Annotated in this window: 18 protein-coding genes and 1 other annotated feature; of the genes, 16 read left to right on the forward strand and 2 right to left on the reverse strand. The window is 47.7% G+C overall.

The annotated features are described in order from the left end of the window. Positions 1 to 122 precede the first annotated feature (122 nt). The 12 genes from MJB10_RS06875 to hemG all read left to right on the forward strand — a co-directional run bounded on the left by MJB10_RS06875 (position 123) and on the right by hemG (position 12,355). The gene (locus tag MJB10_RS06875; RefSeq protein ID WP_314802888.1) at positions 123 to 710 is read left to right on the forward strand and encodes a non-ribosomal peptide synthetase module; all 588 of its coding nucleotides are present in this window, start codon (positions 123 to 125) and stop codon (positions 708 to 710) included. 306 nt (positions 711 to 1,016) lie between these two features. After that, a complete protein-coding gene (gene speD / locus MJB10_RS06880; protein WP_314802889.1) occupies positions 1,017 to 1,424 on the forward strand; it encodes an adenosylmethionine decarboxylase in 408 nt (135 codons plus the stop codon). 110 nt (positions 1,425 to 1,534) lie between these two features. Then, positions 1,535 to 2,071, forward strand: a complete 537-nt coding sequence (locus MJB10_RS06885) for a hypothetical protein (protein ID WP_314802890.1) — start codon at positions 1,535 to 1,537, stop codon at positions 2,069 to 2,071. A gap of 155 nt (positions 2,072 to 2,226) precedes the next feature. Next, on the forward strand, positions 2,227 to 3,630 hold the full coding sequence (hemA, locus tag MJB10_RS06890; RefSeq protein ID WP_314805503.1) for a glutamyl-tRNA reductase: 1,404 nt from the start codon (positions 2,227 to 2,229) through the stop codon (positions 3,628 to 3,630). A 32-nt stretch (positions 3,631 to 3,662) separates the two neighbouring features. Next, on the forward strand, positions 3,663 to 4,493 hold the full coding sequence (locus MJB10_RS06895; protein WP_314802891.1) for a cytochrome C assembly family protein: 831 nt from the start codon (positions 3,663 to 3,665) through the stop codon (positions 4,491 to 4,493). 26 nt (positions 4,494 to 4,519) lie between these two features. After that, positions 4,520 to 5,227 (forward strand): precorrin-2 dehydrogenase/sirohydrochlorin ferrochelatase family protein, encoded by a 708-nt coding sequence (locus MJB10_RS06900; RefSeq protein WP_314802892.1) that lies wholly within the window; start codon positions 4,520 to 4,522, stop codon positions 5,225 to 5,227. 16 nt (positions 5,228 to 5,243) lie between these two features. Beyond that, positions 5,244 to 6,188, forward strand: coding sequence for a hydroxymethylbilane synthase (hemC, locus tag MJB10_RS06905; RefSeq protein WP_314802893.1), 945 nt, complete (start codon positions 5,244 to 5,246; stop codon positions 6,186 to 6,188). Continuing rightward, positions 6,188 to 7,738, forward strand: a complete 1,551-nt coding sequence (cobA, locus tag MJB10_RS06910; protein WP_314802895.1) for a uroporphyrinogen-III C-methyltransferase — start codon at positions 6,188 to 6,190, stop codon at positions 7,736 to 7,738. The genes hemC and cobA overlap by 1 nt, the downstream gene beginning before the upstream one ends. Then, positions 7,735 to 8,727, forward strand: a complete 993-nt coding sequence (gene hemB, locus MJB10_RS06915; protein ID WP_314802896.1) for a porphobilinogen synthase — start codon at positions 7,735 to 7,737, stop codon at positions 8,725 to 8,727. Before cobA ends, hemB begins: the two co-directional genes overlap by 4 nt. Before the next feature lie 160 nt (positions 8,728 to 8,887). Next, on the forward strand, positions 8,888 to 9,952 hold the full coding sequence (gene hemE, locus MJB10_RS06920) for a uroporphyrinogen decarboxylase (RefSeq protein ID WP_314802898.1): 1,065 nt from the start codon (positions 8,888 to 8,890) through the stop codon (positions 9,950 to 9,952). A gap of 1 nt (position 9,953) precedes the next feature. Beyond that, entirely contained in the window at positions 9,954 to 10,898 is a 945-nt protein-coding gene (gene hemH / locus MJB10_RS06925) for a ferrochelatase (RefSeq protein ID WP_314802900.1), read from the forward strand. Further along, on the forward strand, positions 10,895 to 12,355 hold the full coding sequence (gene hemG / locus MJB10_RS06930) for a protoporphyrinogen oxidase (protein ID WP_314802901.1): 1,461 nt from the start codon (positions 10,895 to 10,897) through the stop codon (positions 12,353 to 12,355). Before hemH ends, hemG begins: the two co-directional genes overlap by 4 nt. On the opposite strand, the gene MJB10_RS06935 is transcribed toward hemG, so the two are convergent. Then, entirely contained in the window at positions 12,356 to 13,015 is a 660-nt protein-coding gene (locus MJB10_RS06935) for a Crp/Fnr family transcriptional regulator (RefSeq protein ID WP_314802904.1), read from the reverse strand. Between the two features lie 82 nt (positions 13,016 to 13,097). Between MJB10_RS06935 and hemL the strand changes: the two genes are divergently transcribed. Beyond that, complete coding sequence (gene hemL, locus MJB10_RS06940; RefSeq protein ID WP_314802905.1) at positions 13,098 to 14,396, forward strand: glutamate-1-semialdehyde 2,1-aminomutase; 1,299 nt, start codon at positions 13,098 to 13,100, stop codon at positions 14,394 to 14,396. A gap of 49 nt (positions 14,397 to 14,445) precedes the next feature. Here the strand turns inward: hemL and MJB10_RS06945 are convergent, their stop codons facing one another. Continuing rightward, positions 14,446 to 15,738 carry a phosphodiester glycosidase family protein gene (locus MJB10_RS06945; RefSeq protein WP_314802907.1) on the reverse strand — a complete coding sequence of 431 codons (1,293 nt, stop codon included), beginning with the start codon at positions 15,736 to 15,738 and terminating at the stop codon, positions 14,446 to 14,448. Between the two features lie 402 nt (positions 15,739 to 16,140). Here MJB10_RS06945 and MJB10_RS06950 point away from each other — a divergent pair, with 402 nt between their 5' ends. The 3 genes from MJB10_RS06950 (at position 16,141) to MJB10_RS06960 (ending at position 21,501) form a co-directional block, all read left to right on the forward strand. Continuing rightward, positions 16,141 to 17,028, forward strand: a complete 888-nt coding sequence (locus MJB10_RS06950; protein ID WP_314802910.1) for an RluA family pseudouridine synthase — start codon at positions 16,141 to 16,143, stop codon at positions 17,026 to 17,028. Positions 17,029 to 17,154: 126 nt separating this feature from the next. Then, positions 17,155 to 18,264: a LysM peptidoglycan-binding domain-containing protein gene (locus MJB10_RS06955; RefSeq protein WP_314802915.1), complete on the forward strand. Its 1,110-nt coding sequence runs from the start codon at positions 17,155 to 17,157 to the stop codon at positions 18,262 to 18,264. Between the two features lie 237 nt (positions 18,265 to 18,501). Continuing rightward, positions 18,502 to 18,758: a binding site (T-box leader), on the forward strand. An 82-nt stretch (positions 18,759 to 18,840) separates the two neighbouring features. Next, a complete protein-coding gene (locus MJB10_RS06960; RefSeq protein ID WP_314802925.1) occupies positions 18,841 to 21,501 on the forward strand; it encodes a valine--tRNA ligase in 2,661 nt (886 codons plus the stop codon). The last annotated feature ends 28 nt before the right edge of the window (positions 21,502 to 21,529 follow it).

A 21,529-nucleotide genomic window follows, 5' to 3' on the forward strand; every position in this document is an offset into this window, starting at 1 on the left:
GTTTTTTCAGAATATTTGGCTGATTATCATGAATTGCGGGCAGGAATATTCGCAACGCTTGTAGTATAATAATAAACAAGGTAATAGTTAATGGCTTGAAAACAAAGAATCGAGGGATTTTTATGGCACAAAGGTTAGCGACTGAATATGTCAAAACCTGCCTCCAGTTAACAGAAGCCGAGATGTTGAAGTTTTTTCAAATGTTTGTGGATCATGGCGTGACACTGCAAGTCAAGATTCTGGAAAATGGGAACCAAGAAGTCGTGTTCCAGGATGGCGAAGGTCAAGAAATTACCCTTTCATTTGAGAAAAAGTCGGGCCTATATGAGTGTACAGGATCCTGCAGATTAAGTAACACATTGTTAGCTAATTTAATGCGTAAAGCGGTAGCGGATTTCAAAGGCAGCGCGAAAGTCAATCGGATTTATCGTTCCTATACGATGGTGTATTATTATGAACGTGGTACGGTTGTGAAGATTGAAGAAATCAAAGGTCAACACGTAACAATAATTTATGAGCATAAAGATACCATTGGACTCATGCAGCTTCTTTTCCAGAAGCAAGAGGTTGAACAAGAAATTGAAATGATTCATGATCAAATCAATCATCTTTTGGATGTGCGCAATATGCTGCACGAACGGGAAGAACATCAACAGATTGATATTCGCCTCAGTGAACTCACGCATCGTCTGTTCGTATTGGAGGCATAATTACTCATACATCCTAATAAGTCAGAGACCTATTTTTGGGTCTCTTTTTGTTTTTGCGCACAGAATTTGGACTTCAACATAATGTAGATATGGCATTACTGTGACAGTGGATGCGTGGTAAAAAAAACTATTGCATTTATCGTCGATAGATGTTATTTTTATTCTCGTTGAAACAATATAGGAACCAGGATTCACTCAGGACATTGAATGTTGCGAGAGATATTACCCTCGGGAAGTGAATGACGTAGGTCCTAGCGGATGAAATTTTTTCTACACATTTTATTCCTAGGAAGGGGGAACCGAAAGATGGAAACTGAATACTCAACTTTCGGAAGACACGTTGCTATTGATACTTGGGGGGTAGATTTCGAACTTCTGAACAATGCAGAATGGCTGCAAGCTCAGATGGTTGAAGCTGCCGAGGTATGTGGAGCAACCGTGCTATCTGTACAATCGAAGCAATTCGAACCACAAGGAGCAACAGTACTTGTTCTGTTGTCCGAGAGTCATCTCTCCATTCATACTTATCCTGAGAGAGGTTTTGCCGCGCTGGATTGTTATACTTGCGGTGAAACAGTCGACCCACAATTAGCCATCGACTTTATGGTGTCCGTACTGAAACCAGAAACGTTCTATGCGAAGAAGCTTGTTCGTGGATTGGGTGAGTTACAAGTAGAAACTCCTGAAGTAAAGCAAGCAGAGCTTGTTAAATAATGATTCATAACGATAACCACGGAGAAATCCGTGGTTATTTGTTTGTTTCCAGACCCATACAATGATATTGGCGCTACATGTCCAATTTCATTGGGGTGGGGGAAAAGAGATTGAAGCAAAGAGTAGCAAGAAAAACGATCTTATATGGTGTCGTACTTTTCCTGATTATTTGGCCGATCTATCAGTTATTTCATATGGGTGGTTCCCATAAGGAAGAACATGATACGAAGCATTTACTATTTCAAGTATCCTTATTTCAAATGGAAATGCTGAAGAGTTCTTTGGAAGAAGCTGCGCAGAGTAAGACGACAGATGAGTTGAACGCGGTTAAACAGGCATTGTATGCCGCCGCCTATACGCATGAACGGTTAGTAATCGCGGTAGGAGGCGAAGATGAACTGACACTGCTTGCTTCCACAGACCAGCTCAGTCAATTCGTCCAGCGCCTTCAATTAGGTGGCGAACGAGCCTTAAAGGGGGATGAAATACAGACGTTGAAGGAAGCGCAGAAGCAATATAACAGTATGTATGAGGTGTATGAGAAAATGATGGCTTCGAACGGAGATATCATTTCTTCACAAAATTCCAAGCTATCTGAGCTTGATCGCAATCTGACTGCCTTTTTAAGAAAAAAAGGGTTGCAATGAACAATTATGGATGATGTCAGGTATAGATGAACTTCGAGCTGTTAAAACTAACTTGCAGGCTGCCGCATTCATAATTTATTCAAAAATTTTGTCGGAAATAGCGGTTTTGCTGTGCTATAATGGTCTATAAATAGAAGGAAAGGCAGGTGGTAACGGTGCATATTATCGCAGTCGGCTTGAATTATCGGACAGCCCCGGTGGAAATTCGTGAGAAGTTTGCTTTTTCCGATTCAGATTTGCCGAAGGCTATAACAGAATTGAAAGAAACGAAGAGCATATTGGAATGTGTCATTGTTGCCACCTGCAATCGCACCGAAATTTATGCGGTCGTTGATCGACCTCAATTGTGCAGTCATTACTTGACGCATTTCATTGAGCGCTGGTTCGAAGTGAAGAAAGATCAGTTCCAGAAGCATTTATATACGTATGAAAATGAGAAAGCGATTGAACATCTGTTCCGTGTGACGAGTGGTCTTGACTCGATGGTTATCGGGGAGACACAGATTCTTGGTCAAGTACGGGATGCTTTTTTAACGTCTCAACAATTGAAAGCAACAGGTTCTTATTTCAACACCTTATTTAAACAAGCCGTGACGCTTGCGAAGAAAGCACACTCGGAGACAGGTATTAGCAATAATCCAGTCTCTGTGAGTTATGCCGCGGTTGAACTAGGGAAGCGTATTTTCGGTACCTACGTGAACAAGACCGTCATGATTATCGGTGCAGGTAAAATGAGCGAATTAACCGTTAAGCATCTGTATGCCAATGGCGCGGACAGAGTAATTGTGGTGAATCGTACGTTTGAGCGCGCGCAGGAGCTAGCGGATAAATTCAAAGGCATTCCTTGCACACTTGAGGAAATGCCGAAATATTTGGCAGAAGTCGATATCATCATCAGTTCGACGGGCGCTCCTGGCTATGTGTTAACGAAGAATGACATTCAATCTCATGTGCAAAAGCGTAAAGCGCGTCCCCTGTTTATGATGGATATTGCGGTCCCACGGGATCTAGATCCACAAATCAGCGGCTTGCCTAACGTCTTCCTCTATGATATTGATGACTTGGAGCATATCGTTGACAAGCATTTGCAGGAGAGAAAGAAAGAAGCGGCTAAGATTGAAGTGATGATTTCTGCAGAAATCACGGCCTTCGAGCAATGGACCAAAACATTAGGTGTAAGTCCGTTGATTAGTGCGCTGCAAACGAAAGCGAATGTCATCCATGAAGAGACGATGGAGAATATGCTGAAGAAGCTCCCAGATCTGGATGAACGTGAAATTAAAGTCATTCGTAAATTAACCAAAAGCATTGTCAACCAAGTTTTGCGCGATCCGATTCTACGGATTAAGGAAATGGCAGGAGAACGTCACGGCGACGACGCCCTGGACATTTTTACGAAGCTTTTCGCACTTGAAGAAACACTCCAACAACAAGAACAGGCAGATCAAGTAGCACGAGAGCTAGAGACAAGCTATAACAAAGCGGAAGGTAAGTTGGCGATGGACGAGAAGATGTCGATACGCAGTTTGCAGAACGCAGATGTTCTAGCCCCATCTTGATAAAAAGGCGCTAACCGCCTAGGAGAGGTGCCATGGTAACACGTAGCTGGCTGTTTGACGCGATGATTTATATGTATGCCCTGAGCCTACTGTTTTACTTTTCGGATTTTGCGAATGCGAGCCGAAGCGCAAAACGGATGGGGACGGGGCTGCTTTTGTTTGTATGGGTTTTGCAAACCGCTTACTTAGCGATGAGCCTGTACGGTCATTTGACACAGTGGGCATTTGTCCGCTCGGATGTTATTTTCATGTTTTCATGGCTGATCGTGACGATCTCATTGATCATTAATCGATTCTTCCGCATTGAATTGTTTGTGTTTTTCGTTAATGTGTTGGGTTTTGCGATTCTTGCTCTTAATATTTTCGGGAACCCGCATGTGGTGCCTATAAGATCGGCTTGGGAAGTTAATGATGAGCTCTTATTCATTCATATTTCATTAGCGATAGGAAGCTATGCGGCATTCTCAATTGCCGCGATTTTCTCAGGCATGTACGTATTTTTACATAACCAATTGAAAACAAAGAACTTCTCGCAGGCGGTTATGCGACTACCGTCCCTAGAGAAGATTGAGCATTATACCTACTTATCCGTCATTATCGGCGGACCGCTGCTTCTGATGGCTTTAAGCCTGGGTGTGGTGTGGGTGTTCCTTGAAGGTGATCGCAACCTGCTGCTGGATCCCAAAGTCATCAATTCCTTTTTCGTCTTAGCAGCGTATGCCTTCTATTTATTCCAACACAAGTCGATGCGTATTTCGGGCAAAAAATTGGCAGTCTGGAACTTAGCTGCATTTTGCATCGTTGTTTTAAACTTCGTCGTGTCTAACCTGGTATCTGATTTTCATGGTTGGATATGGAGTTAAGGAGCTGGCAACACCCCTATCCCATTATGATGAATGTATCTGGCAGCCCATGCTTGATTGTTGGCGGCGGGCGCGTGGCAGAGCGGAAAGTGCAATCCTTACAGCAAGCTGGCGCAAACGTTACCGTTGTGAGTCCTGAGTTCACCGAAGCGTTGATTGAGCTGGCTTCTAGCACGGACGTGGTCCTGATTAGGCAGCCGTTCGACGCAGCCATCCTGACAGATGAGGAAAGCGAGCGATTCGCGCTGGTGATTGCAGCTTCGAATCAAGCCCAAGTGAATAGAGCTGTTGCGCAAGCGTCGAAAGCTTGTGGAATCCTTGTGAATGTCGTGGATCAACCCGAAATCAGTTCCTTTATTTTGCCTTCGGTTGTCCGTCGCGGCAAGCTGGTCATCACTGTGTCTACGGGTGGCGCAAGTCCATCTGCAGCGCGGAAGATCGCCAAGGAAATTGACAACGCTTATGGTGACGAATACGAGATTTATTTGGATTTTTTAAGTGAAACCCGCCTATTGATTCAGAACCATGTGAAGGACAAACAAGCTAGACAGCGCTTATTCAAAGAGATGCTGGCCTGGGATGTGATGGGACTGATTCGCAAAGGTGTTTTTGATAGTTGGAGAGAGCGATTTAACCTCGAATTACAAGCGGCCCCTTGGATGGTGTCACAAGATGAGGACGAGCTAGTTAGCCCATCCTGGTCGTTTATGAATGAGATAGGACTGTACATATAGAGGAGGCGAGAGACGGATGAGAACCATCATTGTAGGGACAAGGCAAAGTGCTTTGGCATTGACGCAAACAGGACAAGCCGTCGAGCTTCTGAAACAGCTTGCACAAGAACATGGTATTGAATGTCAATTTGAGATTAGAAAAATTGTGACCAAAGGCGATCGTATTCTAGATGTCACGTTATCGAAGGTCGGAGGCAAAGGGCTGTTTGTCAAGGAAATCGAACAGGCATTGACAGATGGCGAGATCGATATCGCGGTGCATAGTATGAAAGACATGCCGTTCGAGTTGCCGGAAGGACTCGTTGTGGGTGCCATTCCTCAGCGTGAAGATGCGCGCGATGCGCTGATTACGCGCGGTTATAGCTCTTTGGAAGAGCTCCCTCAGGGTGCGCTCGTCGGCACAAGCTCGCTGCGCCGCGCCAGCCAGCTGCAGCATCTGCGCCCGGACCTGCGGATCGAGTCGGTCCGCGGAAACATCGATTCGAGGCTGCGCAAGCTCGATGAAGAGAACTTCGATGCGATTATGCTTGCCGCCGCCGGTTTGCACCGGATCGGCTGGCAAGATCGCATCAGCGCGTACCTGCCGCCGGAGCAATGCCTCCCTGCCGTGGGGCAGGGAGCGCTTTGCATCGAGTGCCGCGGCGACGACACGTTCGTGCTGGACTTGCTGAGCAAGTTCCAGCATGAGCCTACAGCGCTCGCGGTGCGAGCGGAGCGGGCTTTCCTCGGCAGACTCAACGGAGGCTGCCAGGTGCCGCTCGGGGCGTACGCGAGCGTGAACGAAGACAGCAGCGGCGGTGCTGCGCTGCTGACGCTGACGGGCATGGTAGGGACGCCGGATGGCGCGACCATGCTGAAGGAAACAGCTTCCGGGAACGATCCGGAAGCATTAGGGTTGCTAGTCGCTGACAAGCTCATCGCACAAGGCGCTGAACGTATTTTAGCTGAGGTGAGGGAGTGATGGCAGTGAACAAAGGAAGAGTTTTTCTTGTTGGGGCAGGTCCTGGAGATCCGAAGCTGATCTCAGTCCGCGGGATGGAAGCCATCCAGCGTGCGGATGTCATCGTCTATGATCGACTGGCGAATCCGCGGCTTTTGAAGCACCGCAAACCGGAAGCGGAACTCATCTTTGTTGGCAAGCTGCCGGACAAACATATATTAAAGCAAGAAGAAATCAACCAATTGCTTGTGGATTTGGCTTTGCAAGGGAAAGTGGTCACCCGGCTGAAAGGCGGAGATCCCAGCGTATTTGGACGTGTTGGTGAAGAAGCTGAGCTTCTGGCAGATCATGGCATCACGTACGATATCATTCCTGGGATTACGTCTTCCATCGCGGTTCCAACCTATGCAGGGATTCCAGTGACACATCGCGATTTTACGTCATCTGTGGCTATCGTTACAGGGCATGAATACCCGAACAAAACGTATTCCAGCTTAAATTGGGAGCATCTGGCGAAAGCCATTGGTACGATGGTTTTCTTAATGGGCGTTGCCAATTTAGAGCAAATCTGCCGAGAGTTGATTCGCTGCGGCAAGCCGCCAGAGATGCCTGTTGCGCTCGTACGCTGGGGAACTTGGGCTGATCAAGCGACGATAACGGGCACGCTTGCCGATATCACAGAGAAGGTAAAAGCAGCAGACTTTAAGTCGCCAGCTGTTATCATTGTCGGCGAAGTCGTGAAACTGCGAGACAAGCTGTCATGGATTGAGAAGAAGCCTCTATTCGGCAAGCGCGTACTGGTCACTAGAGCACGGAGCCAAGCGAGTGAGCTTGTTGATTTAATCGATGATCTCGGCGGTGAGCCTGTAGAGTTCCCTGTAATTCGATTGCAACCGCCTAGTCGTCCAGAAGCCCAAGAGGCGCTAGATCGTGCACTGGACAACCTGCAGGAATATGACTGGATTATCCTGACCAGTGTGAACGGGGTGGACTTCTTCTTCCGCAGGCTTCGCGAGCGTAAGATTGACGTTCGCCGCATGGGCAAGGCGCACATTGCAGCAGTCGGCCCTAAGACAGCTGAAGCGTTAGCAGAGCGTGGCATTATCGCTAACGTCCTGCCAGCCAAGTTTCAAGGGGAAGGCATCCTAGATGCCATCCAAGGGGATTTGAACGCAGGTCAGAAGGTGCTGCTGCCAACGGCAGATCTTGCTCGTGATTATTTGCCTGCCAGACTGAAGGAACTTGGCTTAGAGGTAACCGAGGTCGATGTGTACGAGAACGTGCTGTCCATGGACGACGGGGAAGAAATCATTCATCTTTTACAAAATCAAAGCATTCATATTCTTACTTTTACAAGCTCATCAACCGTTACGAATTTGCTCGAAGCATTGAAACAGCTAGGAATTGAAGATCCGCAATCCTTGCTGCAAGGCGTGGAGATTGCCTGTATTGGTCCCAAAACGGCAGAAACCGTGGCGCAAGCTGGCCTGCCGATCACATATATGGCCGAAGAAGCAACCGTTGCTTCTCTGGTACAAAGCATGATTCAAGGAGGCGGAAATCCAACATGAGTTTCCCAATCGTACGTAACCGCCGTTTGCGCGGAAGTACCGCTATTCGCAATTTAGTTCGTGAAAATCAAGTAACCGTGAATGACGTTGTACAGCCAATCTTCGTCACCCATGGCACCAATGTGAAGTCAGAAATTGCTTCGATGCCAGGTGTGTACCATTTCTCCTTAGATCGTTTGAAAGAAGAGATCGATGAGATTACGGGGCTCGGTATTCAAGCTGTTCTCTTGTTTGGTGTGCCTGACCACAAAGATGCGACAGGAACTTCTGCGTTCATGGACGATGGCATTGTGCAGCAAGCCACTCGATTCATCAAAGAATTGAACCCGAATTTGCTCGTCATCGCGGATACATGCTTGTGCCAATTTACCGATACGGGTCACTGTGGCGTCATTCATCATCACCCGATTACAGGGTATGCGGATGTGGCTAATGATCCTTCATTGGAATTGCTCGTTCGCACTGCCGTATCACAAGCCAAAGCTGGTGCGGATATCATCGCGCCTTCCAACATGATGGACGGTTATGTGAGTGCCATTCGTGCTGGTCTCGACGCTGCTGGTTATGAGAACACGCCGATCATGGCGTATTCCGTTAAATATGCCTCCGCTTATTACGGTCCATTTCGTGATGCCGCTCATTCCACACCGCAATTTGGTGATCGGAAGACGTATCAAATGGATCCGGCGAACAGCCGTGAAGCTTTGCGCGAAGCAGAGAATGATGTGAGCGAAGGTGCGGACTTCCTCATGGTGAAACCTGCTCTTGCCTACATGGATATCATTCGTATGTTGAAAGAGAATTTCGACCTGCCGGTTGTTGCGTACAATGTCAGCGCAGAATACGCGATGGTGAAAGCAGCGGCGCAGCAGGGCTGGGTGAATGAAGAAGCGATCGTGATGGAAACGATGCTCAGCTTCAAACGAGCGGGTGCAGATATTATCCTTACGTATTTCGCCAAGGATATTGCCCGTTACTTGCAAAAATAGAGGAAGAACTGGACCATTCGGTCTCTGCGTATGCAAGCGGGGATCGGGTGGTTCTTTTTGTCATACTTTTGTCGCAATACGTCGGCGCTCTTAGGTTGTGAGAGGGGTATAATTAGGGCATAATGGATGAGAATAGATGGAAACAAGAGGAAGGTGCCTCATGAGTTATAACGATAATTTTATTAAAGCATGTCGAAAAGAACAGGTAGATACGCTCCCCGTGTGGTATATGCGTCAAGCAGGACGCTATGATCCCGACTACCGTAAAATTAAAGAGAAGTATACCCTTTTGGAAATTTGCAAACAGCCGGAGCTTGCAGCTGAAGTCACGATGATGCCGATCAAGAAGCTTGGCGTAGATGCCGCTATCCTATACTCGGATATCATGAATCCTGTAGCGTCACTGGGTGTTGATTTTGATATTGTCAAAGATATTGGCCCCGTCATTCACACACCAATCCGTACCGCGCAAGACGTGGAACGACTGCGTCCGATCGATGTGGATAAGGACTTATCTCACATCATGGAAACGATCCGCATTTTGGATAAAGCGTTGGAAGTGCCTTTAATTTCGTTTGCAGGCGCGCCCTTTACGATCGCCAGCTATTTGATCGAAGGCAAGCCGTCCAAAAGCTATATCCGAACCAAGCAAATGATGTACTCGGAACCGAAAGTATGGTTCGCGCTTATGGATAAGCTCGGAGATATGGTCATTACGTATCTGCGTGCGCATATCGCCAACGGCGCGAAAGCCGTTCAAGTGTTCGACAGCTGGGTAGGCGCATTGTCACCAGCCGATTTCGATGTCTATGTACGTCCGACAATGATGCGCATTTTCCAAGAGCTTGCGGATTTGAAAGAACCTAAAATTTATTTCCCAGGCGTAAGCTCAGGCGAATTGCTGCCCTACTTGACGACGATTCAAGCGGATGTGATTGGTCTGGATTGGCGTGTTCCTATTTCGGTAGGACGAGCTAGACTTGAGAATCGGTATGCGGTGCAAGGCAACCTTGATCCTTACATTTTGACAGCGCCAATGTCTGTTGTTGAAGCGCAAGCCAAAGCGATTATGGATGAGGGCATGAAGCAGCCAGGTTTTATTTTTAACCTCGGACATGGACTTTTCCCTGAAGCATCCCTTGAGAAATTGAAAGAACTAACAACTTATGTTCATACATATTCACATTCCATTTTATCTCAGCGAGCAGAAAAGAGTGGTGTTTAACATGACGAAACGTCGTATCGGTGTCTTAGTAATGTCGTATGGTACGCCTGAAAGTTTGGATGGAGTTGAAGCTTACTACACACATATTAGACGTGGCCACCCGCCAACACCTGAGCAATTACATGAGTTAACAGCTCGTTATGAAGCGATTGTCGGCGGATTTTTCCCGCTGCGTGAGAATACGAACAAACAAGTTAAGGGACTTGAAGCAACGCTGCGCGAGGAACACCCTGAAGTGGAATTCGTGTGCTATCAAGGACTGAAGCATGCTCAGCCGTATGTTGAAGACGGTGTTGAGAACATGGTGAAGGACGGCATTACAGAGGCCGTAGGGATCGTGCTGGCGCCCCACTACTCAACGATGAGCGTTGGCGGTTATGTGAAACGTGCGAAAGAGAAGGCGGAAGAATTAGGTCTCCACATGTCTTTCGTGTTGGAGTATCACCTTCATCCGAAACTTCTGGATGCCTTGCAAGTGCGTGTTGAGAAAGCATTGAGCAAGTTTGCTGAAGGAGAACGTGACCAGGTACGAGTTATTTTTACAGCGCACAGCTTGCCTGAGAAAATCTTAGAAATGAAAGATCCATATCCGGATCAACTTCTCGCAACGTCCAAGGCGCTTGCGGAGCGTGTGGGACTTACGAATTGGCAGTTTGGCTGGCAAAGTGCCGGACAGACTGCGATGCCGTGGTTAGGACCAGATATTCTGGACGTCATGCGAACAATTAAAGAAGAAGGCGTGGATAAGATTTTGCTATGCCCGATTGGTTTTGTTTCTGATCATCTCGAGGTGCTTTATGATATTGACATCGAAGCGCAAGCGTTGGCGAGAGAGCTAGGTGTCCACTTGGAGCGTACGGCGTCTCTTAACACGGACCCGCTCTACATGGAAACGTTAAGTGATGTTGTGTACAAGAAATGGCAAGAGGCTGCGGTATCGAAATGAGTGCAAGCGTACCGCATTATCTAATTATCGGCGGTGGAATCACGGGGCTAAGTGCTGCTTTTTATTTGAAAAAGGGGCTGGAAGCTGCTGGGGATTCCCCTTTTCGAATTTCAGTGGTTGAGAAATCACTGGCTTTTGGCGGAAAAATACATACCCTTGAACGCGATGGTTTTGTTATTGAGAAAGGCCCAGATTCCTTCTTGGCTCGCAAGCGTCCGATTATCGATCTCGCCTACGATCTCGGACTTGAACATGAGCTGACAGGAACGAATCCAAAAGCCAAGAAGACGTTTATTGTGAGCGGGCGAAAATTACATCCGATGCCTCCAGGCTTAGTCCTGGGCATTCCGACACAAATGACACCATTTATGAAGACGGGCTTGATTTCTCCCTTGGGCAAATTACGTGCTGCTATGGATTTGTTAAAGCCCAAACGAATGATGACGGAAGATGAGTCTCTGGGCCATTTCTTGCAACGTCGTTTAGGGACAGAAGTGTTGGAACGAATTGTTGAACCGTTACTTGCTGGCATCTATGCGGGAGATACGTTCAAACTGAGTTTGAAATCAACCTTTCCGCAATTCCGAGCGATGGAGCAGAAGCATCGAAGCCTAATTCTGGGGATGATGGCGAGTCGCAAGCAAGTGGCAGAAGAAACAGCGCATCTGCCTGCAGCTATTCGCAGTTCGGTCTTTGTTACCTTTAAGCGTGGGCTTCAATCGTTGGTGAATAGTTTACTCGAGGCGTTATCTACAGTCGATCTGCGCCCAGGTGAGGGTGTTGTGTCTGTGAGAAAGTCGAAGGGACACCAAGTAGAAGTAACCTTTGAGGATGGACATGTTGAAATCGTAGAGGGTGTCATTGTTACGACACCGACTTACCAGGCGGCCAAGCTGTTGACGGAACTACCGGCGTCGAGCGTGCTAGCGAATATTGATTATATTTCTGTGGCCAATGTGATTATGGCTTTCAACCGTGAAGATATTCCTTTTGAGCTGGATGCATCTGGTTTCCTTGTGCCCAAACGGGAGGGATACACGATTACGGCTTGTACACTTACTTCTGCGAAGTGGCTGCATGCCGCTCCAGCTGGGAAAGTATTGCTTCGCTGCTATATCGGGCGAGCAGGAGAGCAATCGTGGCCAGCGTGGTCAGATCAAGAGTTAATTCAGAAGGCACGACATGACATCCAAGATCTGTTGGGTATCGCGGCGGAGCCAATTTTCGCTGAAGTGACCCGGTTAATGCATTCGATGCCGCAGTATCCTGTAGGGCATTTGGAGCAGTTGGTGCATTTCCGTAAGGAGCTGCAAGCCGCGATGCCGAACGTCCTGGTGACAGGTGCTGGCTTCCATGGAGTTGGGCTGCCAGATTGTATCCGGCAAGGCAAAGAAGCCGCTGAGCAGCTTGCTGAGCGGGTTTCTAAGCAGGATGCAGGTGTTACGTCAGCAGGCTAACTACCGCAGTTTGGTCAGATCTAATGTGAAATCATATGGCGTGATCGTAAGGATTTTCTTTTCTTCCAGATCGCGAATGACTTGCATAAGAACCGTTTTCGTAACGCCAGCCAATTGGGAGATTTCATCGTAATTCAGGACTAGCTTGATCACAATCAAAGTTCCTTTACGGATGCCGTGGGAATTGGCCATTTTGATTAAGCTTTTGATCACACGTGATTTGGCATCTAGAAAAGTTAGATCATAGACTTGCTGATTCGTATCCCGCAGACGGTTGCTAAGCTCTTGCATGATGCCGAGCGTCATGTCGAAATGCGCGCGCAGCAGCTCCAGAAAGCTTTGTCCCGTGATGGTGAGGAGTACACACTCCTCCAAGGTTTGGGCTGAAGCAGAGCGGGGCTTGCCATCGATTAGTGAAAGCTCCCCGAAGCTTTCGCTGGCGGAGCAGATCGATAAGATCTTCTCTTCGCCAGACTGACTCGTCGTGTAGATCTTGACGGAGCCGCTTAGTACCATATAGAAGACGGAGCCCGTTTCCTTTTCAGAAAAAAGGATGGTTCCTGCTTTGTACGTGCGTTTGGTGCTTATTTGGACAATGGCCTGAAGTTGGTTTTCGTTTAATTGAGCGAATAATGGTACCTTTTTGAGAAGTTCAAGCATGGTATGTACCGCCTTTATAGGAAGTTATAGGTAGGATATGCCTTTTATTTTATCACAAGATCACGCAAATGGGGGCTAAAAAATGGGAAATTCGAGCAGATTCGACAAATTGTCCGCGGCTGCTTTTCAAGAATCGAAGAGGGTCATCCCTGGAGGTGTGAACAGTCCGGTTCGTGCATTTAAATCGGTTGGACTTACGCCATTGTTTATGGAAAGCGGTTCAGGCTCGCGTGTCACCGATATTGACGGTAATACGTTTATTGACTATGTCGGCTCATGGGGACCGCTGATTGTTGGACATGCGCACCCGAAGGTGTTGGAAGCCATTACGGCAACAGCAGCCAAAGGAACAAGCTTTGGAGCCCCTACGTTGCTGGAAACCGAGATGGCGAAGCTTGTGATTGAACGCGTGCCGTCAATCGAGATGGTCCGTATGGTCAACTCAGGAACAGAAGCGACGATGAGTGCACTTCGTCTAGCTCGCGGATTCACGAAACGGGATAAAATCGTTAAGTTCGAAGGCAGTTATCACGGTCACGCGGATGCTCTGTTAATCAAAGCTGGTTCTGGTGTGGCAACGCTTGGCTTGCCAGACAGCCCTGGAGTACCGAGCAGTGTGGCAACGAATACGATTACTGTGCCATATAATGACTTAGACTCCGTGAAGCTCGTCTTCGAGAAGTTCGGCGAAGAAATCGCCGCGTTGATCGTGGAACCAATTGCAGGCAATATGGGGGTTGTTCCTCCTGTGGCAGGCTTCCTGCAAGGCCTTCGCGACATCACGAAGCAATACGGTTCCTTGCTTATTTTCGATGAAGTTATGACGGGCTTCCGTGTTCACAAAAATTGTGCGCAAGGCCTTTACGGCGTGACACCTGATTTAACATGTCTGGGAAAAGTCATCGGCGGAGGACTTCCCGTTGGTGCTTATGGCGGTCGCTTAGATATCATGGAGCAAATTGCGCCTGCAGGTCCGATCTATCAAGCGGGAACCTTGTCCGGCAATCCGCTGGCGATGGCCGCGGGCTTCGCGACGCTGACCTTATTGGGCGAGCCGAATGTATATGAGGAGCTGGAGCGTAAATCTGCGAAGCTGCAAGCTGGCTTTGCGGCGAATGCCGCAGAATGCGGGATCCCGAGCACGATTAACCGTGTCGGATCAATGGTTTGCCCTTTCTTCACAGAAACGCCTGTCATCAATTATGAAACGGCGAAAACATCAGATCTCGCTCGATTCAATGCGTATTTCGGACATCTTCTTGATCTGGGTGTTTCGGTTGCGCCTTCGCAGTTTGAAGGCATGTTCGTTTCTACGGTCCATTCCGATGAGGATATAGATCTAACGATTGACGCTCACCGCGAAGCTTTGAAACGATTGTAAGGATAGAAAAAGCTGCTCTCACGATGTTTCGGAGAACAGCTTTTTTGTATTAATTCGGTTTCACACTTGGTGTTGGTGTTGCTGAAGTTGTCGCACCATTGGTTGTTGCTTTGGGTGTGGCACTTGGTGTAGGTGAAGGCGTTGTACTTGGTTTAGTGCTTGTCGTGCCGCCTGGAGCCGTGGTGGCTGTTCCTGAGCCAGATGTTGCACTTGTTGTTGGTGATGTTGTGGTATTCGGTTTATCCGATATATTAGGTTTCACAGACTCTGTGCCGCTAGGTGATGCTGATGCGCCTGATTTGCCAGCCTCGTTCGTGCTTTCTGGCTTCACAGATGGTGTCGGCGTTGCTTTTGGCGTCGGTGTTGGCAGTTTCCCTTGTGCTCTCAATTCCGCTTGTTCTTTCTGGAATTCAGGGTGCGTAGCAGCTCCGCCTGGATCAATCGTTGTCAACCCCGCCCATATGTTCTTCACATCAACTTTCTCTGGGTGATCGAACACTAGAAAAGCAGAAGGTAAACGACGCTCGCCGTAACGGCTGGACGGCTTCGTAATCAGTTCATTGAGATAAACCATCTCGGAAGAAGCGCCGCCATCTAGGAATCCTGCGTTGATGACATCATCTTCTAAGAATAAATCTTGTACCTCTTTCAAAGTGGCCCCGACACTGGATGTTTGGCGGCCGTCAATTACGATAAAGATAACAGTACCGTCCGCTTTCTGGCCAACCGCGGTACGCGGTGCGCGTCCCCAGCCGCCATCGCCGCTCGTAATGAGCGGTTTGCCGTTGGCAATTACACGCGGATAGAAGGAAACGGCTTCGGATACGCCGAGTTTCAACAATTCATTAATCGTATACTTTCCGATAATGAGGGTTCCTTCTTTGGTGAAGCCGACGATTTGCTGCGGATTGCTTCCTTCTTGGTCGGTATAAAGGATGTTGCCGCCGGACATAATAGCACCGATTGGGGCGAATCCGTTGCCCAGACCGTCAGGATCATTAAAGCCGCCCCCATTGACACCAGCCACAGCGCCTGTTCGCTGAACCATGGATGTAATGCGTTCCCCTTCACCTTGCTTAGCAGGAACGACGACGCGGATGGTACGCGGATCATAGACATACATCCGTTTCCCTTTCCAGAATTGACCCGAGATATCTTCGACTTTCACTAAACTTTCAATCGGACGCGACGTATTGAACTGAACAGCATTCAAGTCTTGCTTCTCAATCGAGTTAATCTCCGTTAGATTTTGCATCTCGAGAACCATCTCATCTCTGCGCTGCGCTCCTACAAAAATCCAAGCCCAATCACGATGCTGTGTCGTAATAACGGTTTTAGCCAAATACTCCCGTATATAAGTTCCTGGCGGGGTCAGGAATAAAAAGCTTGAACTTAAAAACGTACAAACGGCTATGACAAGTAAAATTCGCTTCAGCCAACTATAATTTCGAAAATGATTTGCTATTGAACTACCCAAGGTTGTTCATCTCCTGCTCTATTAATAAATTGATAGAAAATGTCGAAAAAAAACAATACAAGATTAATAATATCATATTTATGCATGCAAAGGGTATTGGTAATTGTTAAAATAAAGTGTACATAATCCCTATAAGAACAAGGAGTTCACTTCCGATATGAAACGATATTATTTATTTGATTTCCCTGTCGATTTGATGGCAATTGTTTTGGCTTTTCTATGTGTGCTTCTAGTAATCTTCCTTTCTTTCCGTAAAGGGACTAGACGATGATCAATTGGGCGCGTCACGGTGAATGGCTTGCATTGCCTTTGCCTAATGAACAGTGGAAACCGCTGAAACCAGGCGCTGTAGAACAACTAGCAGTTTGTCTGCCTGTGCCTCGCAAATACTTTTTGCGATTAGCTTCACAGGGATGTATTCGAGTAGAAGATCAATCGGTTCGGCTCAAAATATTTCCGCAGGAAAAGCCGGTTTTCAAACCGGAAGCCTATCCATTAGACGTTCTGTTCGAGGATGAGTTCACTCTTGTTGTGAACAAGCCGGCGGGGATGTCTGTTCACCCTTCGGAAGCAGGGCAAGGTGGAACGCTGGCATCTGCGGTTGCACACTATTATGAAACAACGGGGCAAGCTTGCGGTATTCGCCATATTCATCGCCTGGATCAAGATACAACAGGTGCTGTTCTATATGCCAAAAATGAATGGGCACATGTTCTCTTGGATGAAGCGATGCGCGAGAATCGCATTGATCGGCAATATGTGGCCATCGCAGAAGGAAGATTCATTGCTAAGAGAGGAACCATTGATGAGCCAATAGGTAGGGATCGGCATCATGCTGGCAAGCGGAGGGTGACGCTGAATGGGGATCAAGCTGTGACCCACTATCGGGTGGTTCAGCAAATGAAAAGTGCCGCTTTAGTTGAAGTCGAACTCGAGACTGGGCGAACCCATCAAATTCGAGTTCATCTCAGTTATCTCGGCCACCCGCTAGTAGGCGATACCTTATACGGAGGTTCTTCGCGGGGATTTCATCGGCAGGCGCTCCATGGCGAGCGGCTCCTTTTCCCGCATCCACTCACAGGTGATGAGGTTGTCGTACATGCGCCGTATCCATCAGATTTCAAGAAATTGCTGGATCAGTTGTCGGAGAAATGAGAAATCCACAAAATGTAGTCATGCCTGGACTCCTGTACCCATATACTTTTAGAGACAATCCAGTATATCACCCAACAATCTGGAGTTGATCAATCCTCTAGATTAATGGAAGGGAGGTTTCATTCGGTGTCCGAACAACAACCAGGATTAAGATTCGATATTTATGAACGTGTGCATCTGCATGAGAATTTGGCAGCCATTCATGAGTTGAGTGATGTTGAGTTGCTTCCGCACATTCAAGTACTAACGCTGGATGATCAGGCGATTCTCAAGGGGAATTTGCTGTTGACTGGCAACTATGTCAGTGAAGAGGGGGATAGCACTCGCTCGCTGGAGCATTTTATTCCCGTTGAGATTACGCTGCCGCTGAATCGCATTCACCGTGTCGAAGATATTCAGGTGGAAATCGAGAACTTTGATGTCGATCTGTTATCGGCGCGCAGCTTGAATGTGACAGGTGTGTTGTCTCTGCAAGGAGTGGAAATGGTCTCTTCCCCGCAGGAAAGTTGGCGCGAGGAGGAAGAGGTAACGTTTGTGCATCAGCTGGACTATCCGCGTTCAGAGCCCGTGCAACCTGCACCTATACCCGCGCCGCCACCGTACGTTACCCAGCTGCCAGTTGAGCAGCCGCCACCGTACGCCACGCAGCTGCCAGTTGAGCAGCCGTTGCCAGAGGCGCCGCCTATCTCGCAGGTACCGCCTACGCCAATACCGTCGCCTATACCGGTTCCCACGCCTATTCCGCCGGGGCCTATTGCTTCTACTCCGCCTGAAACGCCGAAAGATGGTGGCGTAGTAGCCATCGACGTCGAACAAATTGAGTTGAAAGTCACGCCTCATGCGGACAGCACGGTTGTGACGGAGGAGAAAAAAGAGCTCAAAGTTGCCTTTGGCAAGAAGGCGGCAGACGCCGTGGAGGTTAACCCATATGGCATCAAATCGCTATTATCTAAGGCAGGCTCGTATCTTTCGGATAAGCGGATCGCGGAAGCGGAAGCACAAGCGGCTCTTGAGGCGGAATCGCGGATAGATGCGGTTGAGTGGAAACGATTGTTTCTACAAAGCCGTTCCGAATCACAAGAGTTTAAGAAGGTTAAAATGTGTATTGTTCAAAAAGAGGAAACCTTGGATTCCATCGCTAAGAAGTACGCATTAACAACGCGTGAGCTTCAATTGATGAACCGGCTAAGCGATCAGGATGTAACCGCGGGGCAGGTCATCTATTTACCGAGGTAACTTCATCATACCGGATACATAGGCAAGAGCCTCTGGCTGTTACGGCAGCTGGGGGCTTTTTACTTTTTTTATCTATCGGTCGATACACGCATCTGACTTTCATAAAGGTATACAATTTCAAGTTCTATCCAATACTATGAAATAACCGTGACAATCGTGGAAGTTCCATGCTTGCATATTGACTATGTGCCAAATGTTAGTTATCATATAGTGTAAATCATTTTCAAACCAACATATGGAATTGCTAGGATAGGGAGTAGTAGTCGGAAAGCCCTTCAGAGAGTGGAACTGCAGCGCTGAGAGGTTCCTCAGGATACGTCCGAACGAAGTCGCCCTGGAGCAGTTAATGTGAGTGCAGCAACCGAGTGATCGGCAGGTGCAGTAGCATTATCCGGTCGCAGCCGTTATCTGTTTCAAGTGTCATGTTATTTGCTATTGGGGCAAGTACATGAAATGAAGGTGGTACCACGGAAGCTAACCCTTTCGTCCTTTTTGGGGCGAAAGGTTTTTTTGTGTTTATGGATCTTTTTAAAAGCAAATTACAATATCATCTACCCAGGTATGGAGGTACTTAGTATGACCGAAACCAAATTACAAACGGAAATGCCTACAACGTATGACCCGAAAGAAGCGGAACGCAAATGGTATGATTACTGGATCCAAAATGAATTCTTCAAAGCAGGAAACCGTCCTGATGCTGAGACTTATACAATCGTAATCCCTCCTCCGAACGTAACAGGGATGCTTCATATCGGGCATGCACTCGATTTCACGCTGCAAGATATTCTGATCCGTACGAAGCGGATGCAAGGGTTTGACACCCTCTGGCTGCCAGGCTCTGACCATGCAGGGATTGCAACACAAACGCGCGTAGAAGCGAAACTTCGCGAGCAAGGTCAAACCCGTTACGATCTAGGCCGTGAGAAATTCCTGGAGAAGGTGTGGGAATGGAAAGAACTATATGCGAACACGATTCGTGAACAGTGGGCCAAAATGGGCTTTTCGCTCGATTACTCGCGTGAACGATTCACCCTAGATGAAGGCCTCTCACAAGCGGTACGTGAAGTATTCGTAAGCTTGTATGAGAAAGGCTTAATCTATCGCGGCAACTATATCATTAACTGGGATCCAGCAGCTCGCACAGCTCTGTCGGATATTGAAGTCGAGTACAAAGAGGTGCAGGGTGCCCTGTATCATTTAAAATATGAAACGACGGATGGTTCAGGCGCAATTGTGGTTGCGACAACACGTCCTGAGACGATGCTGGGCGATACAGCGGTTGCTGTTCATCCGAAGGATGAGCGTTACCAACATTTAATCGGGAAGTCCTTACTGTTGCCAATCGTTAATCGTGAAATTCCAATCATTGCTGACGAGTATGTCGAGAAAGAATTCGGCAGCGGCGCGGTGAAAATTACACCAGCTCACGATCCGAACGATTTCGAAGTTGGTAAGCGTCATAACCTGCCGCAAATTCTCGTTATGGATGAATCGGGTACAATGAACGCGAATGCAGGTCCTTACCAAGGGCAAGACCGTTTCGAATGCCGCAAGCAAATTGTTGCTGATTTGAAGGAGCAAGGTGTTCTTATCAAAATTGAAGAGCACGTGCACCAAGTAGGTCACAGTGAGCGCAGCGGGGCTGTTATTGAGCCGTATTTATCCACGCAATGGTTCGTGAAAATGCAGCCGCTTGCTGACCAAGCGATTCAGGCACAAAAGTCTGGGGCTGGAGCTAACTTTGTACCAGACCGTTTTGAGAAAACGTACTTAAACTGGATTGAGAACATTCGTGACTGGTGTATTTCACGTCAACTTTGGTGGGGTCACCGTATCCCAGCTTGGCATTGTGCGGATTGCGGTCAAACGACTGTTACACGTGAGGATGCGACGACTTGCTCACACTGTCAAAGTACGAACCTGAACCAAGATAACGATGTATTAGATACCTGGTTCAGTTCTGCATTATGGCCGTTCTCCACCTTAGGCTGGCCGAATGATGCTGAAGATTTGAAACGATTCTATCCAACGAATGTACTTGTAACTGGTTACGATATTATTTATTTCTGGGTAGCTCGGATGATCTTCACAGCGCTTGAATTTACGGATCAAATTCCGTTCAAGGACGTGCTGATGCATGGCCTTGTACGCGATTCTGAAGGACGCAAAATGTCCAAATCGCTTGGAAACGGTGTAGATCCATTAGAAGTTATTGAGAAATATGGCGCAGATGCGATGCGCTATATGATTTCAACGAGCTCAACGCCAGGTCAAGATCTTCGCTTCCGTTGGGAGCGGGTTGAGCAGGCTCGTAATTTTGCCAATAAAATTTGGAATGCTTCCCGATTTGCTTTGATGAATTTGGAAGGTGTAACTGCATCGGATATCGACCTAACGGGTGAGTTGGGCACGGCAGATCGTTGGATTTTGCATCGCTTGAACGAGACTGTACGCGACGTTACTCGTCTGATTGACAGTTACGAGTTCGGCGAAACAGGCCGCTTATTGTACAATTTCATTTGGGATGATCTCTGTGACTGGTATATCGAGTTCAGCAAATTGAGTTTGTATGGCACCGATCCTGCTGCGAAAAAGAAAACGCAATCCGTTCTTGCTTACGTATTGGATCAAACGCAACGTCTGATTCATCCGTTCATGCCGTTTATTTCGGAGGAAATTTGGCAGCACTTGCCGCATGTTGGTGAGACGATCACGCTTGCTGCATGGCCGACGGAGAATGCGGCATTCGAATCGCCGGATGCTGTGCGCGAGATGGAGTTGCTGATGGAAGCGATTCGCTCCGTTCGTAACATCCGTGCTGAAGTGAATGTACCGATGAGCAAGAAGGTTGAATTGCTTGTGAAACCAGCGAGCACTGAGTCTGAAAGCATTCTGAGCCGTAACGAAGAATATCTCAAACGTTTCTGCAACACGTCCTTGCTGGAAATTGATGCCTCAATGGCAGCGCCAGACAAAGCGATGACGGCGATTATAACGGGTGCAGAGTTGTATTTACCGCTTGCAGGCTTAATCGATATCGCGCAAGAACTTGCTCGCTTGGATAAAGAGTTGCAATCCTTGCACGGTGAAGTTGAACGGATTGAGAAGAAGTTGGGTAATGAAGGCTTCGTTGCCAAGGCGCCTGCGAAAGTCATTGAAGAAGAAAAAGCGAAGCTTGCGGATTATGCGGACAAGAGGGACAAAGTGATCGCTCGCTTGGCGGAGTTAAAAGCATAATGATCACAATTCAAACGATTGCCTATGT

This window comes from Paenibacillus sp. MBLB1832 (assembly GCF_032271945.1).
In the GTDB taxonomy this organism is placed as follows: domain Bacteria; phylum Bacillota; class Bacilli; order Paenibacillales; family NBRC-103111; genus Paenibacillus_E; species Paenibacillus_E roseopurpureus.